A 16,962-nucleotide genomic window follows, 5' to 3' on the forward strand; every position below is an offset into this window, starting at 1 on the left:
GGCTAGTCCCGCTCGACCGGCAGCAGCCCGCGCTCGCCGAACACCTTCTTCGCCACGAAGGTCGCGTTCAGCGCGCGCGGGAAGCCGCAGTATCCGGCCGCGTGCAGGAACACCTCGGTGATCTCGGCCGGGGTCAGCCCGACATTGAGCGCGGCGTTGATGTGCACCTCGAGCTGCGGTTCGGCGCCGCCGAGCGCGGTGAGCACGCCGAGGGTGATCAGTTGCCGATCCCGCGGCGGCAGCTGCTCGCGCGCGTAGATCTCGCCGAAGCCCCAGGCCACGATCTGGTGACCGAGTTCGGGGGAGATGTCGGCGAGCGAATCGATCACCCGCTGCCCGACGTCGCCGTTGATCCCCCGCAGGACCTCGAGCCCCCGGTCGAAGTTCGCCTGCCGAATGTCGTTGTCGCTCATGGTCGATCCTTCCGTGGGTCATCGCTACGCACAGAACCGTAGAAGCTGGAGCGCACTCCACGTCAACCGCAGGTGAGCGACTTCGCGAGTTCGGCGGTGACGGCCTCGGGATTCTCCTGATGCGCGTAGTGCCCGGCGTCGGCGATCGCGACCATCCGGCGGTTCGGGCTGAGTTCGTGGTTGCGCCGCACGGTCGAGTCGAGGATGTAGGCGTCGTCCTCGCCGCGCAGGATCAGCACCGGGATGCGCACGGGATCGCGCATGGCCGTCATGAAGCGGTGTCCGTCCGGCCGCCACTGGCTGCGGAACGCCCAGCGCTGGTACTCCAGCGCGCAGTGTGCCACGCCGGGGATGCGGATGGCCGAGCGCAATCGCGTTGCGGTGTCGACGAATTCGGCGGTCCGGGCCCACCGGACGCCCGCGCGCCCGCGCAGGAGCCGTTCGATCTCGAAGCCGTCGAGCGTGGTCAGCAGGTGTTCGCCGTAGCGCGGCGGCTGGTAGCGCAGGAAATTCGGCAGCCAGGCCGCGCGCTGGCGGCCGTCGCGCAGCACGGCCGCCTTCAGCGCCACCGGATGCGGCGAGGACACCAGCGCGATCGAGCGGACCAGCCGCGGATGCAGCACCGCGGTGGTCCAGCAGACCAGCCCGCCCTCCGCGTGTCCGACCAGGGCCGCCTCGGTGTGCCCGAGCGCGCGGATCAGTCCGGCGACGTCACCGGCGAGGGTCCAGCCGTCGTAGCCGCGCGGCGGTTTGTCGGTGTCGCCGTAGCCGCGCAGGTCGACCGAGATCGTGCGGTAGCCGAGGTCGGCCAGATCGCGCAGTTGATGCCGCCACGACCACCAGAAGTCGCCGAAGCCGTGCAACAGCACCACGAGCGGGGCCTCGGCGGCGGGCACACCGGCCGGGGCCGCCTCCACCACATGGAAGCGAATGCCGTTGGCGTGCACGTCCCGATGGGTCCACGGACCGTCGTAGCGGACGCTGGACGGGTCGGGAATCGGATTCGACGACACGACCGGAAGCGTAATGGCAGGCTCAGGCGTCCGGCTTGCCGACGTGCGGGAGCACCGTGCGGGTTTCCTTGAGCGATTCGATCGTCTTCTGCGGCGCCCGCAATTTGCGGACCTTGCGGTAGCCCAGGAATCCGAGCACCGCGACCGCGACGATCATCAGCGCGAACACGATAAGGAACGCCGCCCAGCGGGCCAGCCACACATCCAGCAGTTCGGCGAGGAAGAAGAAAAAGAAGAAGCTGGAGAACAGCAGCACGGTCAGCGCGAGAATGAAATAGACGCTGCCCTGCAGGCCCTTCTTGATCTCGCCGGTGACCTCGGTCTTGGCCAGCTCCACCTCGGCGCGCACCAGGGTCGACACCTGCTCGGCCGCGTCGCGCACGAGATCGCCGATGCTCGCCCCGGCCAAGGTGTCCACTTCGGACAGCGGAATCGAGGATATGGTCCGGCCCCGGCCCGTGTCCTGCCCGTTACCGCCCTGTGTGAAGCTCAATTGCTCGACCCTTCTCCATTCCCGGTACTGCCCGGCCTTCACTCGTCTCCGGCGGCGGCGCACGCGTTCTGCCGTGCCCGGTGCGCGCGGCCTCGTCGCAACAGTAGCCCCGAACCCAGCACCGACGCCGTCATTGATGTCGCCAACACGGCCGCCTTCGCCAGTTCCTCGGCCGCGACGTCGTCCGCGAACGCCAGTTCCGCCACCAAGAGGCTAACGGTGAACCCGATCGCACCCAGTACCGACAGGGCGAACATGTCGCGTGCGCCCAGTCCGGCGGGACGTCGCGCGAGGCCGGTCCGCACGGCGAGCCAGCCCGAGCCGAAGATACCAAGGGTCTTCCCGGCGAGCAGTCCGACGCCGATCGCCAGCGCCAGCCGGTCGGTGACGAGTTCGCCGAAGACCGTGCGCGACACCGGAATTCCCGCCGCGAACAGCGCGAACAGCGGCACGCACACACCCGCCGAGACGGGCTGGAAGAGGTGTTCGAGCCGGGCGGCGGGGGCGAGGTCCTCGTCGGGATCGGGCCGTACCCGGGTCAGCAGCCCGCACGCCACCCCCGCCAGCGTGGGGTGAATTCCCGCCTGGTGCAACGCGAACCACGCGCCCAGCGCCAACGGCACGTACAGCAGCGGCGTCCGGATCCGAAACCGTTGCGCCACCGCCCATCCCGCGAGGCAGGCCGCCGCGAGCAGCAGCCAGCCGACCAGTACCGTCCCGGTGAACAGCACGGCGATCAGCACGATCGCGATCAGATCGTCGACCACCGCCAGGCTCAGCAGGAAGACCCGCGCGGTGGCGGGAATCCGCGCCCCCGACACCGCGAGCACGGCCAGCGCGAAGGCGATATCGGTCGCGACCGGAACCGCCCAGCCCCGATCCATTCCCGGGAACCCGTACCCGATTCCCCACGCGAGCAGCGCGGGCACGACCACCCCGCCGACGGCCGCCACCACCGGCAGGATCGCCCGCCGCCGATCCGCGAGTTCCCCCACCATCAACTCGCGCTTCAGCTCGAGCCCCGCGACGAAGAAGAAGACCGCCAGCAACCCGTCCTGGGTCCACTCGGCGACGGTCAGCTCCAACCCGGGGACACCGAGCCGAGTGTCCGCGATCGTCGAATACGCCGCGCCCCAAGGCGAATTCACCCAGACCAACGCGACCGCCGCCGCGAGCAGCAGCAGGGTGCCGCCGACGGTCTCGGTGCGGAGGATTCGGGCGATCTCGGAGCGCAGCGCGACGATCACGGGAGCCTTTCGGTCGAGCGGTCGTTCGGTTCACGCCGACCAGACTTCCCGGCTCTCCTTACGCGATCTTAACGCCTACCAATTGGTCTTCTTCTCCCGGATCGCCTCGAACACGTTCGGGTCCACCAGCGTCGACGTGTCGCCCAGCTCCCGCCCCTCGGCCACATCCCGCAGCAGCCGCCGCATGATCTTGCCCGATCGGGTCTTGGGCAGTTCCGGCACGATGTGGATCTCGCGGGGCCGCGCGATGGGACTGATCTCGCGCGACACCTCGGCCTTCAGCTCGTCGACCAGATCCTGGCCCGAGTTCTTGGCCTCGCCGGTGAGGATGACGAACGCGACGATGCCCTGCCCGGTCGTGGCGTCACTGGCCCCGACCACCGCGGCCTCGGCGACGCCGTAGTGCCCGACGAGCGCGGATTCGACCTCGGCCGTGGAGATTCGGTGGCCCGACACGTTCATGACGTCGTCGACGCGGCCCAGCACCCACAGGTCGCCGTCTTTGTCGAGCTTGGCCCCGTCCCCGGCGAAGTACCAGCCCTGCGCGGCGTAGCGCTCCCAGTAGGTCGCCTTGTACCGCTCGGGATCGCCCCAGATGCCGCGCAGCATGGACGGCCACGGCTGATCGAGCACCAGATACCCGTTGGCCTCGGTCTCGCCGAGCGGAACGGGATTGCCCTCCTCGTCGACCACCTGCGCGGAGATGCCGGGCAGCGGCGTCATGGCCGCGCCCGGCTTGGCCGCGGTCACCCCGGGCAGCGGGGAGATCATGATCGCGCCGGTCTCGGTCTGCCACCAGGTGTCCACGATCGGGGTCCGGCCCGCGCCGATGACCTCCCGATACCAGCGCCACGCCTCCGGATTGATCGGCTCACCGACCGATCCCAGCACCCGCAGGCTGGACAGATCGTGCGCCCCGGGGATCTCGCGGCCCCACTTCATGAAGGTGCGGATCAGCGTCGGCGCGGTGTAATAGATTGTGACACCGTACTTTTCGATGATCTGGAAGTGCCGGTGCTCATCGGGCGAATTCGGCGTCCCCTCGTAGACCACCTGCGTGGCCCGGTTCGACAGCGGCCCGTACACGATGTAGCTGTGCCCGGTCACCCAGCCGATGTCGGCGGTGCACCAGTACACGTCCTCGCCCGGCTTGTGGTCGAACACGTAGTGGTGCGTGTAGGACGCCTGGGTGAGATACCCGCCGGAGGTGTGCAGGATGCCCTTCGGCTTCCCGGTCGTGCCCGAGGTGTAGAGGATGAACAGCGGATGCTCGGCGTCGAACGGCTGCGCCTCGTGCTCGGCCGAGGCCCGCTCGACCGTCTCGTGCCACCACAGATCCCGGCCCTCGGCCCACGGCACCTCGATTCCGGTGCGCCGCACCACGAGTACGTGTTCCACGCTGTGCTCGCTGCCGTACAGCGCCTCGTCCACGGCCTCCTTCAGCGGCGCGGCCTTCCCACGGCGCCACTGCCCGTCGGTGGTCACCACCAGACGCGCCTCGGCGTCGTCGACCCGCTGCCGCAACGCGGTGGGGGAGAACCCGGCGAACACCACCGAATGGGTCAGTCCCAGCCGCGCGCACGCCAGCATGGCCACGATGGCCTCCGGGACCATCGGCATATAGATGGCAACCCGATCCCCGGCCACCAGGCCGAGTTCGGTGAAGTAGTTGGCGGCCCGGCTGACCTCCGCCAGCAACTGGGCGTAGGTGAGGTCGCGGGAATCGCCCGGCTCGCCCTCCCAGTGGATGGCCACGGTGTCGCCGTACCCGTCGGCGACATGACGGTCCACGCAGTTGTAGGCCACGTTCAGGGTGCCGTCGACGAACCAGCGCGCGAACGGGGCGTCGTCCCAATCCAATACCCGCGTCCACGGCCGATGCCAGTGCAATCGGCTGGCCTGTTCGGCCCAGAAGGTCTCGCGGTCGGCGGCGGCACGATCGTAGAGAGACGCACCGGCGTGGGCCGCGGCCGCGAACTCCGCGGTCGGCGGGTAGGCATCCTGGTGATCAGCGGGTGTTTCGGTCATCTCGTCTCTTCTTTCGGAGGCGCTTCGACCGCGGGTGACCGCGGCCACGTTCGACCCTAACCCACCCATGACCTGCGTCGCGCCGGAGTCCGGACGCTCGATGGGTCGAGCGGCGCTGCTATCCGGATTGCCCAACCCGTCCCCGGAACCGCGGGCAATGAGTCGGCAATGTTGCTGTATTGCTAACAACCGGAACAAAGACGGGCCGATCCGCTGACAACCCGGGTGGCGGTGGCTACTGTCCGACTCACCACCTGGATCGTCGGTGCCCGCGGGCGGATCCCTGCGCGCTCCGGCGCTCCTGTTGCTTTCCTGGAACCGGGAGAATGCGTTGAGACTCAAGGTGATCACCGCGCTGGGCGCGGCAACCCTGTTGGCCACGAGCCTGGCCCTGACCGGATGTTCCTCCTCCGGCGGCGGCACCGATGTCGTCACGGTGAACGGGGGCGAACCGCAGAACCCGTTGGTGCCCACCAATACCAACGAGAACATGGGCGGACGCGTCGTCGACCGCCTGTTCGCGGGCCTGAAGTACTACGACGCGGAGGGCAAGGCGCACAACGAGGTCGCCCAATCGATCGAGAGCACCGATCGACAGCACTACAAGATCACCATCAAGGACTGGAAGTTCACCGACGGCACCCCGGTGACGGCGAAATCCTTCGTCGACGCCTGGAACTACGGCGCGCTCGGCACCAACGCCCAGTTGCAGAACTGGGTGTTCGAGCAGATCGCCGGGTACGACGACGTGTCCGCGAATCCGCCCAAGGCGCAGACCATGTCGGGCCTGAAGGTGGTCGACGACAAGACCTTCACCGTCGATCTGAAGCAGCCCTCGATCGACTTCGAGCTGGAGATGGGCTTCGCGCCGTTCTATCCGCTGCCCGAATCGGCGTACAAGGATATGAAGGCGTTCGGCGAGAAGCCGATCGGCAACGGCCCCTACAAGTTCGACTCCTGGGACCACAACGTCAAGATCGAGATGACGCCGAATCCGGACTATCACGGTGGCCGCCCCGCCAAGAACAAGGGCCTGCGCTTCGTGATGTACCAGTCCTACGACACCGCCTACGCCGATCTGCTCGCGGGCAACCTCGACGCACTCGACGTCATCCCCGACAGCGCGCTCTCGTCGTACCAGAAGGATCTCGGCGATCGCGCCATGACCAAGCCGATCGCGTACGCCCAGCACATCGGCGTGCAGCCGAGCGTCCCGCACTTCGGCGGGCCCGAGGGCGTGCTGCGCCGCAAGGCCATCTCGATGGCGATCAATCGAGAACAGATCGCGCAGAACATCTTTCACGGCACCCGGGTGCCCGCCCAGGACTTCACCGCGTTCACCCTGCCCGGCTTCCGCAAGGATCTGCCCGGGTCGGAGGTGTTGAAGTACAACCCCGACGAGGCCAAGAAGTTGTGGGCCCAGGCCGACGCCATCGCGCCGTGGTCGGGCCGCTACGAGATCGCCTACAACTCCGACGGCGGTCATCAGGCGTGGATCGAGGCGGTCGCCAACAGCGTCAAGAACACCCTCGGCATCGAGGCGGTCGGCGTGCCGTATCCGACGTTCAAGAACATTCGCGACGCCATCAACGACAAGTCCATCGGCAAGGCGTTCCGCTACGGCTGGCAGGGCGACTACCCGTCGATGTTCGAATTCCTGACCTCGCAGTACCTGACCGGTTCGGCCACCAACAATGTCGGCTACGCCAATCCGGAGTTCGTCCGGTTGCTCGACGCCGCGCAGGCCGCGCCCACCCCGGAACAGGCGTACGACATCCTGGCCCAGGCCCAGCAGATCCTGTTCCAGGACATGGCCGACATCCCGGTCTTCGACTACAACGTGGCCGCAGGCCGCTCGGATCGGGTGACCAAGGCCGAGGTCACCTGGTCGGGTCTGTTCGATTTCGAGAACATCGAGAAGTAGCCGCCGTTCTCCCGGGAGTTGAACCATGACTTGGTATGTCGTGCGGCGGCTGCTCCAGATGATCCCGGTCTTCCTGGGTGCGACGCTGCTCATCTACGCGATGGTGTTCCTGCTGCCCGGCGACCCGATCCGGGCGCTGGCGGGTGATCGGCCCATGTCGCCCGCGGTGGAGGCCGGGCTGCGGGCGCGCTACCACCTGGATCAGCCGTTCATCGTGCAGTACCTGGAGTACCTGAAGGGCATTCTCACGCTGGACTTCGGCACCTCGTTCTCGGGTCGGCCGGTGCGCGAGGAACTCGCCCGCGCGTTCCCGATCACGTTCCGGCTGGCCATCCTGGCGGTGGCCTTCGAGGGCGTGTTCGGGGTGCTGTTCGGCCTGATCGCCGGGCTGCGCAAGGGGCGGCTGTTCGATTCCACGATGCTGGTGCTCAGCCTCGTCATCATCGCGGTGCCGATTTTCGTGGTCGGGTTCCTGGCGCAGTTCCTGCTGGGGATCAAATGGGGGATCGCGCCGGTGACCGTCGGCGGCAAGGCCGAGTGGGGCGATCTGATCGTGCCCGCGATCGTGCTCGGCTCGCTCTCGTTCGCCTACGTGCTGCGCCTGACGCGAAACTCGGTGGCGGAGAACATGAGTGCCGACTACGTCCGCACCGCCACCGCCAAGGGGCTGAGCCGTCGGCGCGTCATCGTGGTGCACATCCTGCGCAACTCGATGATCCCGGTGATCACCTTCCTCGGCGCCGATCTCGGCAGCCTGATGGGCGGGGCGATCGTGACCGAGGGCATCTTCAACATTCCCGGCGTCGGCGGCACGCTCTACCAGGCCATCACCCGCGGCGAACCGCCGACGGTGGTGGCGTTCGTGACGGTGCTGATCATGGTGTTCCTGATCTCGAATCTGATCGTCGACCTGCTCTACGCCGCGCTCGACCCGAGGATTCGCTATGCCTGAGCCGTCGACCCGCGAAACCCGGCCCGGCCAGGAACATTTTGTGGCCCCGCCGGACGAGGTGGAGGTGCTGGCGACCGACCGGCTCGACGAGACGGCCGCGCCGACGAGCGTGTGGCGCGACGCCTGGCGGCAGTTGCGGCGCAATCCGATCTTCCTCGTCGCCGCGGTCCTGATCGCGTTCGTGCTGCTGGTGGTCGCGTGGCCGGGCCTGTTCACCGACCTCGATCCCCGGTATTGCAGCGGCGATTTCAGCATGCGCCCGCCCGGCGGTGGCCATCCGTTCGGCTTCGACAAACAGGGCTGCGACATCTACGCGCGCACGATCTACGGCGCGCGGGCGTCGGTGGCGACGGGCGTCGGCGCGACGCTGCTGTTCGTGCTGATCGGCGGCACGCTCGGCGCGTTCGCCGGATACTATGGCGGACTGCTGGATTCGATCGTGTCGCGGGTCGCGGAGATCTTCTACGCGCTGCCGCTCATGCTCGCCGCCATCGTGGTCATGCAGCTGCTGGAGTCGCGCACGATCTTCACGGTCATGCTGACGCTGGCCTCGTTCAGCTGGCCGCAGGCCGCCCGCATCGCCCGCGCGGCGGTCATCCAGGCCAAGAACAGCGAATACGTCACGGCGGCAAAGGCATTGGGCGTGTCCCGGTTCCGGACGCTGATCCGGCACGTACTGCCCAACTCGGCCGGCCCGCTGATCGTGGTCAGCACGATCTCACTGGGCGTGTTCATCGTGACCGAGGCGACGCTGTCGTATCTGGGTGTCGGCCTGTCCCGCACGATCGTGTCGTGGGGGGCCGATATCGCCGCGGATCAGAAGGAGATCCGCACCTCCGGCATCCTGTTCTATCCCGCGACGGCGTTGGCGCTCACCGTGCTCAGCTTCATCCTGCTGGGCGACGCGGTGCGCGACGCGCTGGATCCCAAGGCACGCAAGAGGTGAGCACGATGGACCGTCCGCTGCTCGAGGTGCGCGATCTCGAGGTCGGCTTCACCGCCGAGGGCCGCACCATCCCGGCCGTGCGCGGGGTGAACCTGTCGGTGTATCCGGGCCAGACCGTCGCGATCGTCGGCGAGTCCGGGTCCGGCAAGTCCACGACCGCGCACGCGATCATCGATCTGCTGCCCGGCACCGGCCGGATCACCGGCGGGTCGATCGTGTTCGACGGCAAGGATCTGACCGCGGCGTCCGCGCGCGAGGTCGTCGCCGTGCGCGGCCGCGGCATCGGCTTCGTACCGCAGGACCCGATGTCGAATCTGAACCCGGTGTGGAAGGTCGGCTTCCAGATCCGGGAGACGTTGGTGGCCAACGACATCGCCACGGGCGCGGCGGCGAAACGCCGGGTACCCGAGCTGCTCGCCGAGGCCGGTATGTCGGACGCCGAGCGACGGGTCAACCAGTATCCGCACGAGTTCTCCGGCGGGATGCGCCAGCGCGCGCTGATCGCCATGGGCCTGTCGTGCCGCCCGAAGCTGCTCATCGCCGACGAGCCGACCTCCGCGCTCGACGTCACCGTGCAACGCCAGATCCTCGACCATCTCGACGGTCTCACCAGCGAACTGGGCACCGCGGTCCTGCTGATCACCCACGATCTGGGGCTGGCCGCGGAGCGCGCCGAACATCTGGTGGTCATGTACCGGGGCCGGGTGGTGGAATCCGGTCCGGCACTGGACATTCTGCGCGAGCCGCGACATCTGTACACCAAGAAGCTGGTCGATTCGGCGCCGTCGCTGGCCTCGCAACGGCTGTCGTCGGTGCGCCAGCGGGCCGAGGTGCGCGAGCAGGCCATCGAGGCCGCCGAGCAGCTCGCCGCGACCGACGGCGAATTCGCCGCCGCCCCCGACGATGTCGTGGTCGTGGAGAATCTGACCAAGGTGTTCAAGATCCGCGGCGGAGTGCCGTGGAAATCGAGCGAGCTGGTCGCCGTGGACGATGTGTCGTTCCGCGTGCGGCGCGGCACCACGACCGCCATCGTCGGCGAATCGGGATCCGGGAAATCGACTGTGGCGCAGATGGTTCTGGGCCTGCTGCCGCCCACGAAGGGGCGGGTCACCTTCGACGGCCGCGAGGTCGCCATGCTGAACCGCAAGGCGGCCTTGGCATTCCGCCGCCGGGTGCAGCCGGTGTTCCAGGACCCCTACGGTTCCCTGGATCCGATGTACTCCATCTACCGCACGATCGAGGAGCCGCTGCGCACCCACGGCATCGGCACCCCGAAGGAACGCGAGGCCACCGTCCGCGATCTGCTGGACAAGGTCTCCCTCCCGGCGTCGGTCATGCGCCGCTACCCCAACGAGCTCTCCGGCGGCCAGCGCCAGCGCGTCGCCATCGCCCGCGCCCTGGCCCTGTCGCCCGAGGTGGTGGTCTGCGACGAGGCGGTCTCCGCCCTCGACGTCCTCGTCCAAGCCCAGATCCTGACCCTGCTCAACACCCTGCAGGCCGAGTTGGGCCTGTCCTACCTGTTCATCACCCACGACCTGGCCGTGGTCCGCCAGATAGCCGACGACGTCGTCGTCATGCAGAACGGCCGGATAGTCGAATCCGCCTCGACCACAGCCGTTTTCGACAACCCACGCTCCGACTACACCCGCCGCCTCCTCGACGCCATCCCCGGCCGCGACCTGCTGCGCTCGGCCTAACCGTGCGGTGCGGTCATGTCCGAGGACGAGTGAGCGAGAGCGGCGCGGCGTTCGGGGACGAGTGAGTGAGGGCGGCCCGGGGCTCGGGGGCTGGTCATGGGGGCTGGACTAGCGTGGGCGTCGTGACTGACGTGCTGCAACCCCTCGTGGAGCTGCCCGGTGTGCGCGAGGCCGCCGACCGGGCCCGGGACGCGCTGGCCGAGGTGCACCGGCACAAGGTCAATCGGCGCGGCTGGCCCGGGACGGCGGCCGAGGCGGCGGTGCGGGCGGCGCGGTCGTCGTCGGCCATCGACGGTGGCGGCACCGAACTGCCGCCCGAAGGGGAGCCGGCGGATCCGATCCTCGCGGGGGCGCTGCGGGTCGGACAGGCCCTCGACGGGGAGGCGCTGCGCAATCTGGTCGCCGTCTGGCAACGCGCGCCGCTCCAGGCCCTGGCCCGGCTGCACCTGCTCGCCGCCGCCGATCTGGTGACCGATCCGGAGCGGCTCGGCCGCCCGCGCAGCGCCTCCGGCGTCGCCGAACGACTGGACCTGCTCGCGCAGACCGTACTCACCTCGAGCGCCCCCGCGCCCGTCCTCGCGGCCGTCGTCCACGGAGAGTTGTTGGCGCTGCGGCCCTTCGGCAGCGCCGACGGTCTCGTCGCCCGCGCGGCCTCCCGTTTGGTGTCGGTGTCCACGGGGCTCGACCCGCACAGCCTCGGCGTGCCGGAGGTCTTCTGGATGCGCCGCCGTCAGGCGTATCTGGACGCGGCCGAGGGCTTCGGCGCGGGCACCACCGACGGGGTGGGCGGCTGGGTGATCCTGTGCTGCGGCGCGCTGGAAGACGGTGCGCGCGAAGCCCGTTCGATCGCCGACGCCCGCGGCTGAACCGACCCGGACACATCGAAGCGGGCGGCGTGGTCGTCACCGACATCGCCGCCCGCCTAGCACGGACCACCCGGTTACCATGCGTGCTGGTCGGGTTGTGTTCTGCGGCCTCGGCGGTGCGCCGATCCGGACGGTTGATCCCCGCAACTCGTGCGAGGCGTTCGCCGTCGCGGCCCGGTACTCGCAGGCCCACAACGCTGTTGCCCTTGTCGCGGCGCGCTCCGCGTGGGTACCTGGCGTCCGTGCTGGGAAGGACCGGTCGGGAGATCGAACCTTCTCTTCCGGCTGCGACCTTGGCCTTCCGTCCTTCCGTGCGTCCATTGTTACTCTGTGAGCGGCCTCACAGCAAGGGGTGAGAAGGATTCGATTTTTCGGCGTGTTATCCGGCGAGTCGCGTTATTTTTGATAGCTGTTCGCAATAATTCTCAGCGGCGTCGGCGCAGCAGCCGGTAGCTGAGCGCCCCCGCCAGCAGCGCGCTCGCGCCGACCACCGCCGTGGCCGCCACGGTCGTCGACGACGGCGCCGGGAAGCGGGCCCACAGCGAGACCGGATTGGAGAACTCGAGCACCGGCCAGCTGCGAGAAACGGCCTCCCGCCGCAGATTTCGATCGGGATTGACGGCCGTCGGATGTCCCACCGCGGACAGCATCGGCAGATCGGTGATCGAGTCCGAATAGGCGTAGCACCGCGACAGGTCGTAGCCCTCGCTCGCGGCCAGCCGGTTCATCGCCTCGACCTTGTTCGGGCCGTAGCAGTAGAACTCGACTTCGCCTGTGTACTTACCGTTTCCGACCACCATGCGGGTCGCGGCGGTGTGCGTCGCGCCGAGACCGGCCGCGATCGGACCCACGATCTCCTCCCCGGAGGCCGAGACGATCACCACGTCGTGGCCGCGAATCTTGTGGTCGGCGATCAGATCCGCCGCCTCGGCGTAGATCAGCGGGTCGACCAACTCGTGCAGGGTCTCGGCGACGATGGCCTGCACCTGGCTCACGTCCCAGCCCGCGCACATCTTGGTCAGATGCTCACGCATGCGCTCCATCTGATCGTGGTCGGCGCCCGAGAGCAGGAACAGGAAGTGCGCGTAGCTGCTCTCCAGCACGGTTCGCCGATCGATCAGGCCCTGGGCGAGGAACGGCCTGCTGAACACGAACACGCTCGACTTGGCGATGACCGTCTTGTCCAGATCGAAGAAGGCGGCGATGCGTTCGGGGCGCGTACTCGTCACGCGTCCAGGATAGGTATCGGTGGCGCAAAGACGCCCGGCCGGTGGACTTGCGTTTCGGGCGGGGCGTGGGTGTAGTATTGCTGGCACCTGGACATGGTCCAGGCGCGTTCAGCCCGACCCCCCGGGGCTGAACCCCGACGGCCCCAGCCTCCTCCCCCCCCGGCTGGGGTCGTCCTCTATTTCCAGCACTTTTCGAAGTTGCCCACACCCCCGTAGTTATCCACATTCGTGGTTCACCCCCTGTCGCCCGCTCCCGGCTCGAGCCACGCTGGCCTGCATGAATCCCCTTGCAGCGCTTCCCACTTCGGCCCTGGTCCTCATCACCGATCACCGTCTGCGCGACGAGGTCCGGCGCATCGCCGCCGCGGCCGATCGCCGCTTGGACGAACGGCTGCCACCCATCGCCCGGCACGCGTGGCTCGCCGCGGGTTCGGTGATCCTCGACGCGGCCAACGCCCGCGCCTGCGCCGAATCCGGCTGTCCCCGACGCGCGGGCACCATCGTCGTCACCGCGGGCGAACCCGGCCTCGCCGACTGGCAGGCCGCGGCCGCCGTCGGCAGCGATCGCGTGCTCCCCCTGCCCGCCGCGGCCGACGGCCTCATCGCATCCCTCGCCGACCACGTCCAGCGCGGTTCGGGCGATGGCGTCGCGGTCGCCGTCGTCGGGGCGGGCGGCGGGGCCGGGGCCTCGGTCCTCGCCGCCGCCGTCGCCCTCACGGCCGCCGCCGAGCGCTTCCGCGACGACACCTTGCTCGTCGACGGCGACCCCCTCGGCGGCGGCCTGGACCTGCTGCTCGGCCTCGAAACGACCGCCGGCCTGCGCTGGCCCGACCTGGTGGTCGAGGACGGCCGCGTCGCCGCCCACGCCCTGCACGACGCCCTGCCCGCGGTCGCGCCCCGGCTGAGCCTGTTGTCCTGCGGTCGCGTCGACGACGGCCCACCCGATCAGATCGGTCCCGGCGCGGTTCGCGCGGTCGTCGCGGCGGGCCGCGCGGCCGGGGACCTGGTCGTCTGCGACGTGTCCACCGCCCGCGGCCCGCACACCGACCAGATGCTCGACGCCGCCGACCTGGTGGTCCTGGTCGTCCCCGCCCGCCTCCGCGCGGTAGCCGCCGCCCGAGCCGTCGTCTCCTACCTCCGTCCTCGAAATCCCAATCAGGCCTTGGTGGTTCGCGGCCCCGCCCCCGGCGGCCTCCGCGGCGCCGATGTGGCCCAGGCCCTCTCCCTGCCCCTCCTGTCTGCCTTCCGCCCCCAGCCGGGCCTCCCGTACCGCCTGGAACGCACCGGCCTGACCCACCCCCGCGGCCCGCTCCGCACCGCCGCCGAATCCATCCTCGACGCCCTCCCGGAGGTTTCCCGATGACCGGCCCCACCGCCCGCCTCCGCTACCTCCTCCGAGCGCTGCCCGCCACCACCGCGGTCAACGGCTGGCTCATGTCCGCCCGAACCCGTTGCCCGGCAGCGATTTCCGAGATCCTCGATTCGGCGCTGTCCCGAATCGTGGGAGCCGCACGTCCGAAACCCGAGCCTTCGCCGAGTTCGGCACCCGACCTTGCCGACGCCTCGGACGACCTCGACGAATCCGCCTCACCCGCTGTGCATCTCCACGACGACGCGCCAAGCAGTGAGTCGTGCGCATCGGCGAGCACCACCGAGTCAACCTCTCGCGCAGCCGTTTTCGTGGGCGATGCTTCCGACGATGTATCGACGCCGGGACCGGACGGTGAGGTTCCCGACACGACCGCTTCGACGAACGGGTCGGACCGTGCTTCCGAGGAAGGGGCCGATGCCCCGCTCGTATCCGAAGATGACCAGGACTCGGAGGCGGGGCGATGAGCGGCTGGGGTCTTCCGGCTCACGGGCGCAGCATGATTCGGTATCAGCAGTGGGATGTGGTCGCCCGGAGGGAGGAGTGCCCGCGTTGTGCGTCCGGTCCCACCTGGCGTGGGGCGGATCGATGGCGGCGTCCGGATTCGGCTGAGGGAGCCGAGGAATGAGCGGCCTGGTGACGGGGGAGCTGCTGGATCGGGTGCGGGAGCGATTGGTCGCCGAGGCGGCGGATCCGGATCCCGCGCGGGTGGCCGCCGCGATCCGCGCCGAGGCGGGCGGCGTGCTCGGGGATACGGATCTGCTCCGGGCGCTGCGGCTGTTGCAGACCGAGATGACCGGCGTCGGTGTGCTCGAACCGCTGCTGCACGATCCGCGCGTCTCCGACGTCCTGGTGACCGCGCCCGACGCGGTCTGGGTCGATCGCGGGCAGGGACTGCGGCGGACGCGGGTCACCTTCGCCGACGAGGCCGCCGTCCGGCGTCTGGCGCAACGACTCGCCCTGGCCGCCGGCCGCCGCCTCGACGACGCGCAACCGTGGGTCGACGGCCGTCTCCCGGAAATCGAAGGCGTGGTGGGCGATTCGTTCGGCGTCCGCCTGCACGCCGTCCTCGCACCCATCGCCCACGGTGGGACCTGCCTGTCCCTGCGGGTCCTCCGCCCCGCCACCCAGGACCTCGACGCGCTGGCCGCGGGCGGTGCGGTCACCGCCGAGGCGAAACAGCTGCTGGACCGGATCGTCCGGGCCCGGCTGGCCTTCCTCGTCGTCGGCGGAACGGGCGCGGGAAAGACGACACTGTTGTCGGGCCTGCTCGCCAAGGTCGACCCGAGCGAACGCATCGTATGCGTCGAGGACGCCGCCGAACTCGCACCACCGCACCCGCATGTGGTCCGGCTGGTCGCGCGGACCGCGAATGTCGAGGGCGTCGGCGCGGTCACCGTCCGGGACCTGGTCCGCCAGGCGCTGCGTATGCGGCCCGACCGCATTGTCATCGGTGAGGTGCGCGGGGCGGAGGTCGTGGATCTCCTCACCGCGCTCAACACCGGTCACGACGGCGGCGCGGGCACCGTGCACGCCAACTCTCCCCGGGAGGTGCCCGCCCGCCTGGAGGCCCTCGCCGCCCTCGGCGGAATGTCGCGTCCCGCCTTGCACAGTCAGCTCGCCGCCGCCGTTCAGATCGTTCTGCACATGCACCGGCGCGCGACCGGCGACCGCGGCCTCCAGGAGATCGGCCTGGTGACCCGCACCCCCGAGAACCACATCCACATCACCCCCGCATGGCATGCCGACACCGTGCCCACCCCCGCGGCCCCCGCGCTCGAGCGCCTCCTCGACGAAAGGCTCCGCCGATGAACCGCCACTCGCGCAATGCCTTCCGATACGTGCGGGCCGACAACCGGCACCCGACCGCGGAGGTCTCATGATCGCCCCGCTGCTCGTCCTCGCGCTCGCGCTCGTGGCCCTGCCGTCGGGAGCGGGCAGGCGACGCTTCTCGGCCCTGTTCGCTCCACCGAGAACGGCCCGAAAGATGCCCTCTGCCTGGGTCTTTCGCGCCTTGTTGGGCTGTGTCCTGGCCGCGACGGCGGCCGTCGGTGCCGGTCCGCTCATAGCCGCCGCCCTGATCACAGCCACCGTCGCCGTGCGTCTGCGCCGCGGCAGAGCCGACCGCGATCGAGTCGCGCAATGCCGCGCCCTGGCCGACGGTCTGGAGGTCGTGATCGGCGAACTCCGCGTCGGCGCCCACCCGGGCGCGGCGGCCGCCGCGGCCGCCGAGGAGAGCGCGGGCACGGCGGCCCGAGCCTTCGCGGCGTGCGCGGCGCGCAGCCGCCTCGGCGGCAATGCCGCCGACGGCCTCCGAGATCCGCGGGCGCCCATAGCCGCGGACCTGAGCCGGGTCGCCGACGCCTGGCAACTCGCCGAGCGATACGGCCTGGCCCTGGCCGAACTCCTCACCGCCACCCGGCAAGACCTGCTGTCCCGCACCCGTTTCCGCGACCGCACCACCGCCGCGCTGGCGGGCCCCCGCGCCACCGCCGCGGTCCTGGCCGCACTACCGCTCATCGGCATAACCCTCGGCCAACTCATGGGCGCGAGCCCGCTGTCCGTCCTGCTCCGCCCTGGGGCCGGAACCGTCCTGTTGCCGCTCGGCGCGACTCTCGGCTGCCTCGGCATCCTCTGGACCGACTCACTCACCCGGAAGGCGTTGATATGAGCCCGAACTCGCTCGCCTCGACTCGGAAGGGGCACAGCCGCAACCTGTTCGGAGCCGAATCTGTTACTCGTGGACACGGCGACGATCCCGCATCACGCGAGCAATACGTGCCCC

15 protein-coding genes are annotated in these 16,962 nt (G+C 69.5%); 9 read left to right on the forward strand and 6 right to left on the reverse strand.

Features of this window, described 5'->3' with window-relative positions; translation table 11 throughout:
* Positions 1-2 precede the first annotated feature (2 nt).
* The 5 genes from ACFYTQ_RS10730 to acs all read right to left on the reverse strand — a co-directional run bounded on the left by ACFYTQ_RS10730 (position 3) and on the right by acs (position 5,194).
* Positions 3-413 (reverse strand): carboxymuconolactone decarboxylase family protein, encoded by a 411-nt coding sequence (locus ACFYTQ_RS10730; RefSeq protein ID WP_387359107.1) that lies wholly within the window; start codon positions 411-413, stop codon positions 3-5.
* A 62-nt stretch (positions 414-475) separates the two neighbouring features.
* The gene (locus tag ACFYTQ_RS10735) at positions 476-1,426 is read right to left on the reverse strand and encodes an alpha/beta fold hydrolase (RefSeq protein WP_387359109.1); all 951 of its coding nucleotides are present in this window, start codon (positions 1,424-1,426) and stop codon (positions 476-478) included.
* Between the two features lie 22 nt (positions 1,427-1,448).
* Positions 1,449-1,919 carry a phage holin family protein gene (locus ACFYTQ_RS10740; protein ID WP_387359230.1) on the reverse strand — a complete coding sequence of 157 codons (471 nt, stop codon included), beginning with the start codon at positions 1,917-1,919 and terminating at the stop codon, positions 1,449-1,451.
* Between the two features lie 38 nt (positions 1,920-1,957).
* Positions 1,958-3,166 (reverse strand): Na+/H+ antiporter NhaA, encoded by a 1,209-nt coding sequence (nhaA, locus tag ACFYTQ_RS10745; protein ID WP_387359111.1) that lies wholly within the window; start codon positions 3,164-3,166, stop codon positions 1,958-1,960.
* Positions 3,167-3,241: 75 nt separating this feature from the next.
* The gene (acs, locus tag ACFYTQ_RS10750) at positions 3,242-5,194 is read right to left on the reverse strand and encodes an acetate--CoA ligase (RefSeq protein ID WP_387359113.1); all 1,953 of its coding nucleotides are present in this window, start codon (positions 5,192-5,194) and stop codon (positions 3,242-3,244) included.
* A gap of 331 nt (positions 5,195-5,525) precedes the next feature.
* Here acs and ACFYTQ_RS10755 point away from each other — a divergent pair, with 331 nt between their 5' ends.
* From ACFYTQ_RS10755 to ACFYTQ_RS10775, 5 genes are all read left to right on the forward strand, one after another.
* The gene (locus ACFYTQ_RS10755) at positions 5,526-7,118 is read left to right on the forward strand and encodes an ABC transporter substrate-binding protein (protein ID WP_387359115.1); all 1,593 of its coding nucleotides are present in this window, start codon (positions 5,526-5,528) and stop codon (positions 7,116-7,118) included.
* Between the two features lie 25 nt (positions 7,119-7,143).
* Positions 7,144-8,070 carry an ABC transporter permease gene (locus ACFYTQ_RS10760; RefSeq protein ID WP_387359117.1) on the forward strand — a complete coding sequence of 309 codons (927 nt, stop codon included), beginning with the start codon at positions 7,144-7,146 and terminating at the stop codon, positions 8,068-8,070.
* The gene (locus tag ACFYTQ_RS10765; RefSeq protein WP_387359119.1) at positions 8,063-9,016 is read left to right on the forward strand and encodes an ABC transporter permease; all 954 of its coding nucleotides are present in this window, start codon (positions 8,063-8,065) and stop codon (positions 9,014-9,016) included. Before ACFYTQ_RS10760 ends, ACFYTQ_RS10765 begins: the two co-directional genes overlap by 8 nt.
* A 5-nt stretch (positions 9,017-9,021) precedes the next feature.
* Positions 9,022-10,713: a dipeptide ABC transporter ATP-binding protein gene (locus tag ACFYTQ_RS10770; protein ID WP_387359121.1), complete on the forward strand. Its 1,692-nt coding sequence runs from the start codon at positions 9,022-9,024 to the stop codon at positions 10,711-10,713.
* 122 nt (positions 10,714-10,835) lie between these two features.
* Positions 10,836-11,579 carry an oxidoreductase gene (locus ACFYTQ_RS10775; protein WP_387359123.1) on the forward strand — a complete coding sequence of 248 codons (744 nt, stop codon included), beginning with the start codon at positions 10,836-10,838 and terminating at the stop codon, positions 11,577-11,579.
* 425 nt (positions 11,580-12,004) lie between these two features.
* Here the strand turns inward: ACFYTQ_RS10775 and ACFYTQ_RS10780 are convergent, their stop codons facing one another.
* Entirely contained in the window at positions 12,005-12,808 is an 804-nt protein-coding gene (locus ACFYTQ_RS10780; protein ID WP_387359125.1) for an HAD family hydrolase, read from the reverse strand.
* Between the two features lie 277 nt (positions 12,809-13,085).
* Here ACFYTQ_RS10780 and ssd point away from each other — a divergent pair, with 277 nt between their 5' ends.
* From ssd to ACFYTQ_RS10800, 4 genes are all read left to right on the forward strand, one after another.
* Positions 13,086-14,171: a septum site-determining protein Ssd gene (gene ssd, locus ACFYTQ_RS10785; RefSeq protein WP_387359127.1), complete on the forward strand. Its 1,086-nt coding sequence runs from the start codon at positions 13,086-13,088 to the stop codon at positions 14,169-14,171.
* Positions 14,168-14,644 carry a hypothetical protein gene (locus ACFYTQ_RS10790; RefSeq protein WP_387359129.1) on the forward strand — a complete coding sequence of 159 codons (477 nt, stop codon included), beginning with the start codon at positions 14,168-14,170 and terminating at the stop codon, positions 14,642-14,644. The genes ssd and ACFYTQ_RS10790 overlap by 4 nt, the downstream gene beginning before the upstream one ends.
* A 157-nt stretch (positions 14,645-14,801) precedes the next feature.
* Complete coding sequence (locus tag ACFYTQ_RS10795; protein WP_387359131.1) at positions 14,802-15,989, forward strand: TadA family conjugal transfer-associated ATPase; 1,188 nt, start codon at positions 14,802-14,804, stop codon at positions 15,987-15,989.
* Between the two features lie 67 nt (positions 15,990-16,056).
* Positions 16,057-16,848 (forward strand): type II secretion system F family protein, encoded by a 792-nt coding sequence (locus ACFYTQ_RS10800; RefSeq protein WP_387359133.1) that lies wholly within the window; start codon positions 16,057-16,059, stop codon positions 16,846-16,848.
* Positions 16,849-16,962: the final 114 nt, after the last annotated feature.

It is taken from the genome of Nocardia sp. NPDC004068 (assembly GCF_042874315.1).
GTDB lineage: Bacteria > Actinomycetota > Actinomycetes > Mycobacteriales > Mycobacteriaceae > Nocardia.

Bases quoted from the DNA above. Each gene is read 5' to 3' on its own strand.
- ACFYTQ_RS10730 (WP_387359107.1), bottom strand. From the start codon at position 413: ATGAGCGACAACGACATTCGGCAGGCGAACTTCGACCGGGGGCTCGAG.
- acs (WP_387359113.1), bottom strand. From the start codon at position 5,194: ATGACCGAAACACCCGCTGATCACCAGGATGCCTACCCGCCGACCGCG.
- ACFYTQ_RS10760 (WP_387359117.1), top strand. From the start codon at position 7,144: ATGACTTGGTATGTCGTGCGGCGGCTGCTCCAGATGATCCCGGTCTTC.
- ACFYTQ_RS10765 (WP_387359119.1), top strand. From the start codon at position 8,063: ATGCCTGAGCCGTCGACCCGCGAAACCCGGCCCGGCCAGGAACATTTT.
- ACFYTQ_RS10770 (WP_387359121.1), top strand. From the start codon at position 9,022: ATGGACCGTCCGCTGCTCGAGGTGCGCGATCTCGAGGTCGGCTTCACC.
- ssd (WP_387359127.1), top strand. From the start codon at position 13,086: ATGAATCCCCTTGCAGCGCTTCCCACTTCGGCCCTGGTCCTCATCACC.
- ACFYTQ_RS10790 (WP_387359129.1), top strand. From the start codon at position 14,168: ATGACCGGCCCCACCGCCCGCCTCCGCTACCTCCTCCGAGCGCTGCCC.
- ACFYTQ_RS10795 (WP_387359131.1), top strand. From the start codon at position 14,802: ATGAGCGGCCTGGTGACGGGGGAGCTGCTGGATCGGGTGCGGGAGCGA.
- ACFYTQ_RS10800 (WP_387359133.1), top strand. From the start codon at position 16,057: ATGATCGCCCCGCTGCTCGTCCTCGCGCTCGCGCTCGTGGCCCTGCCG.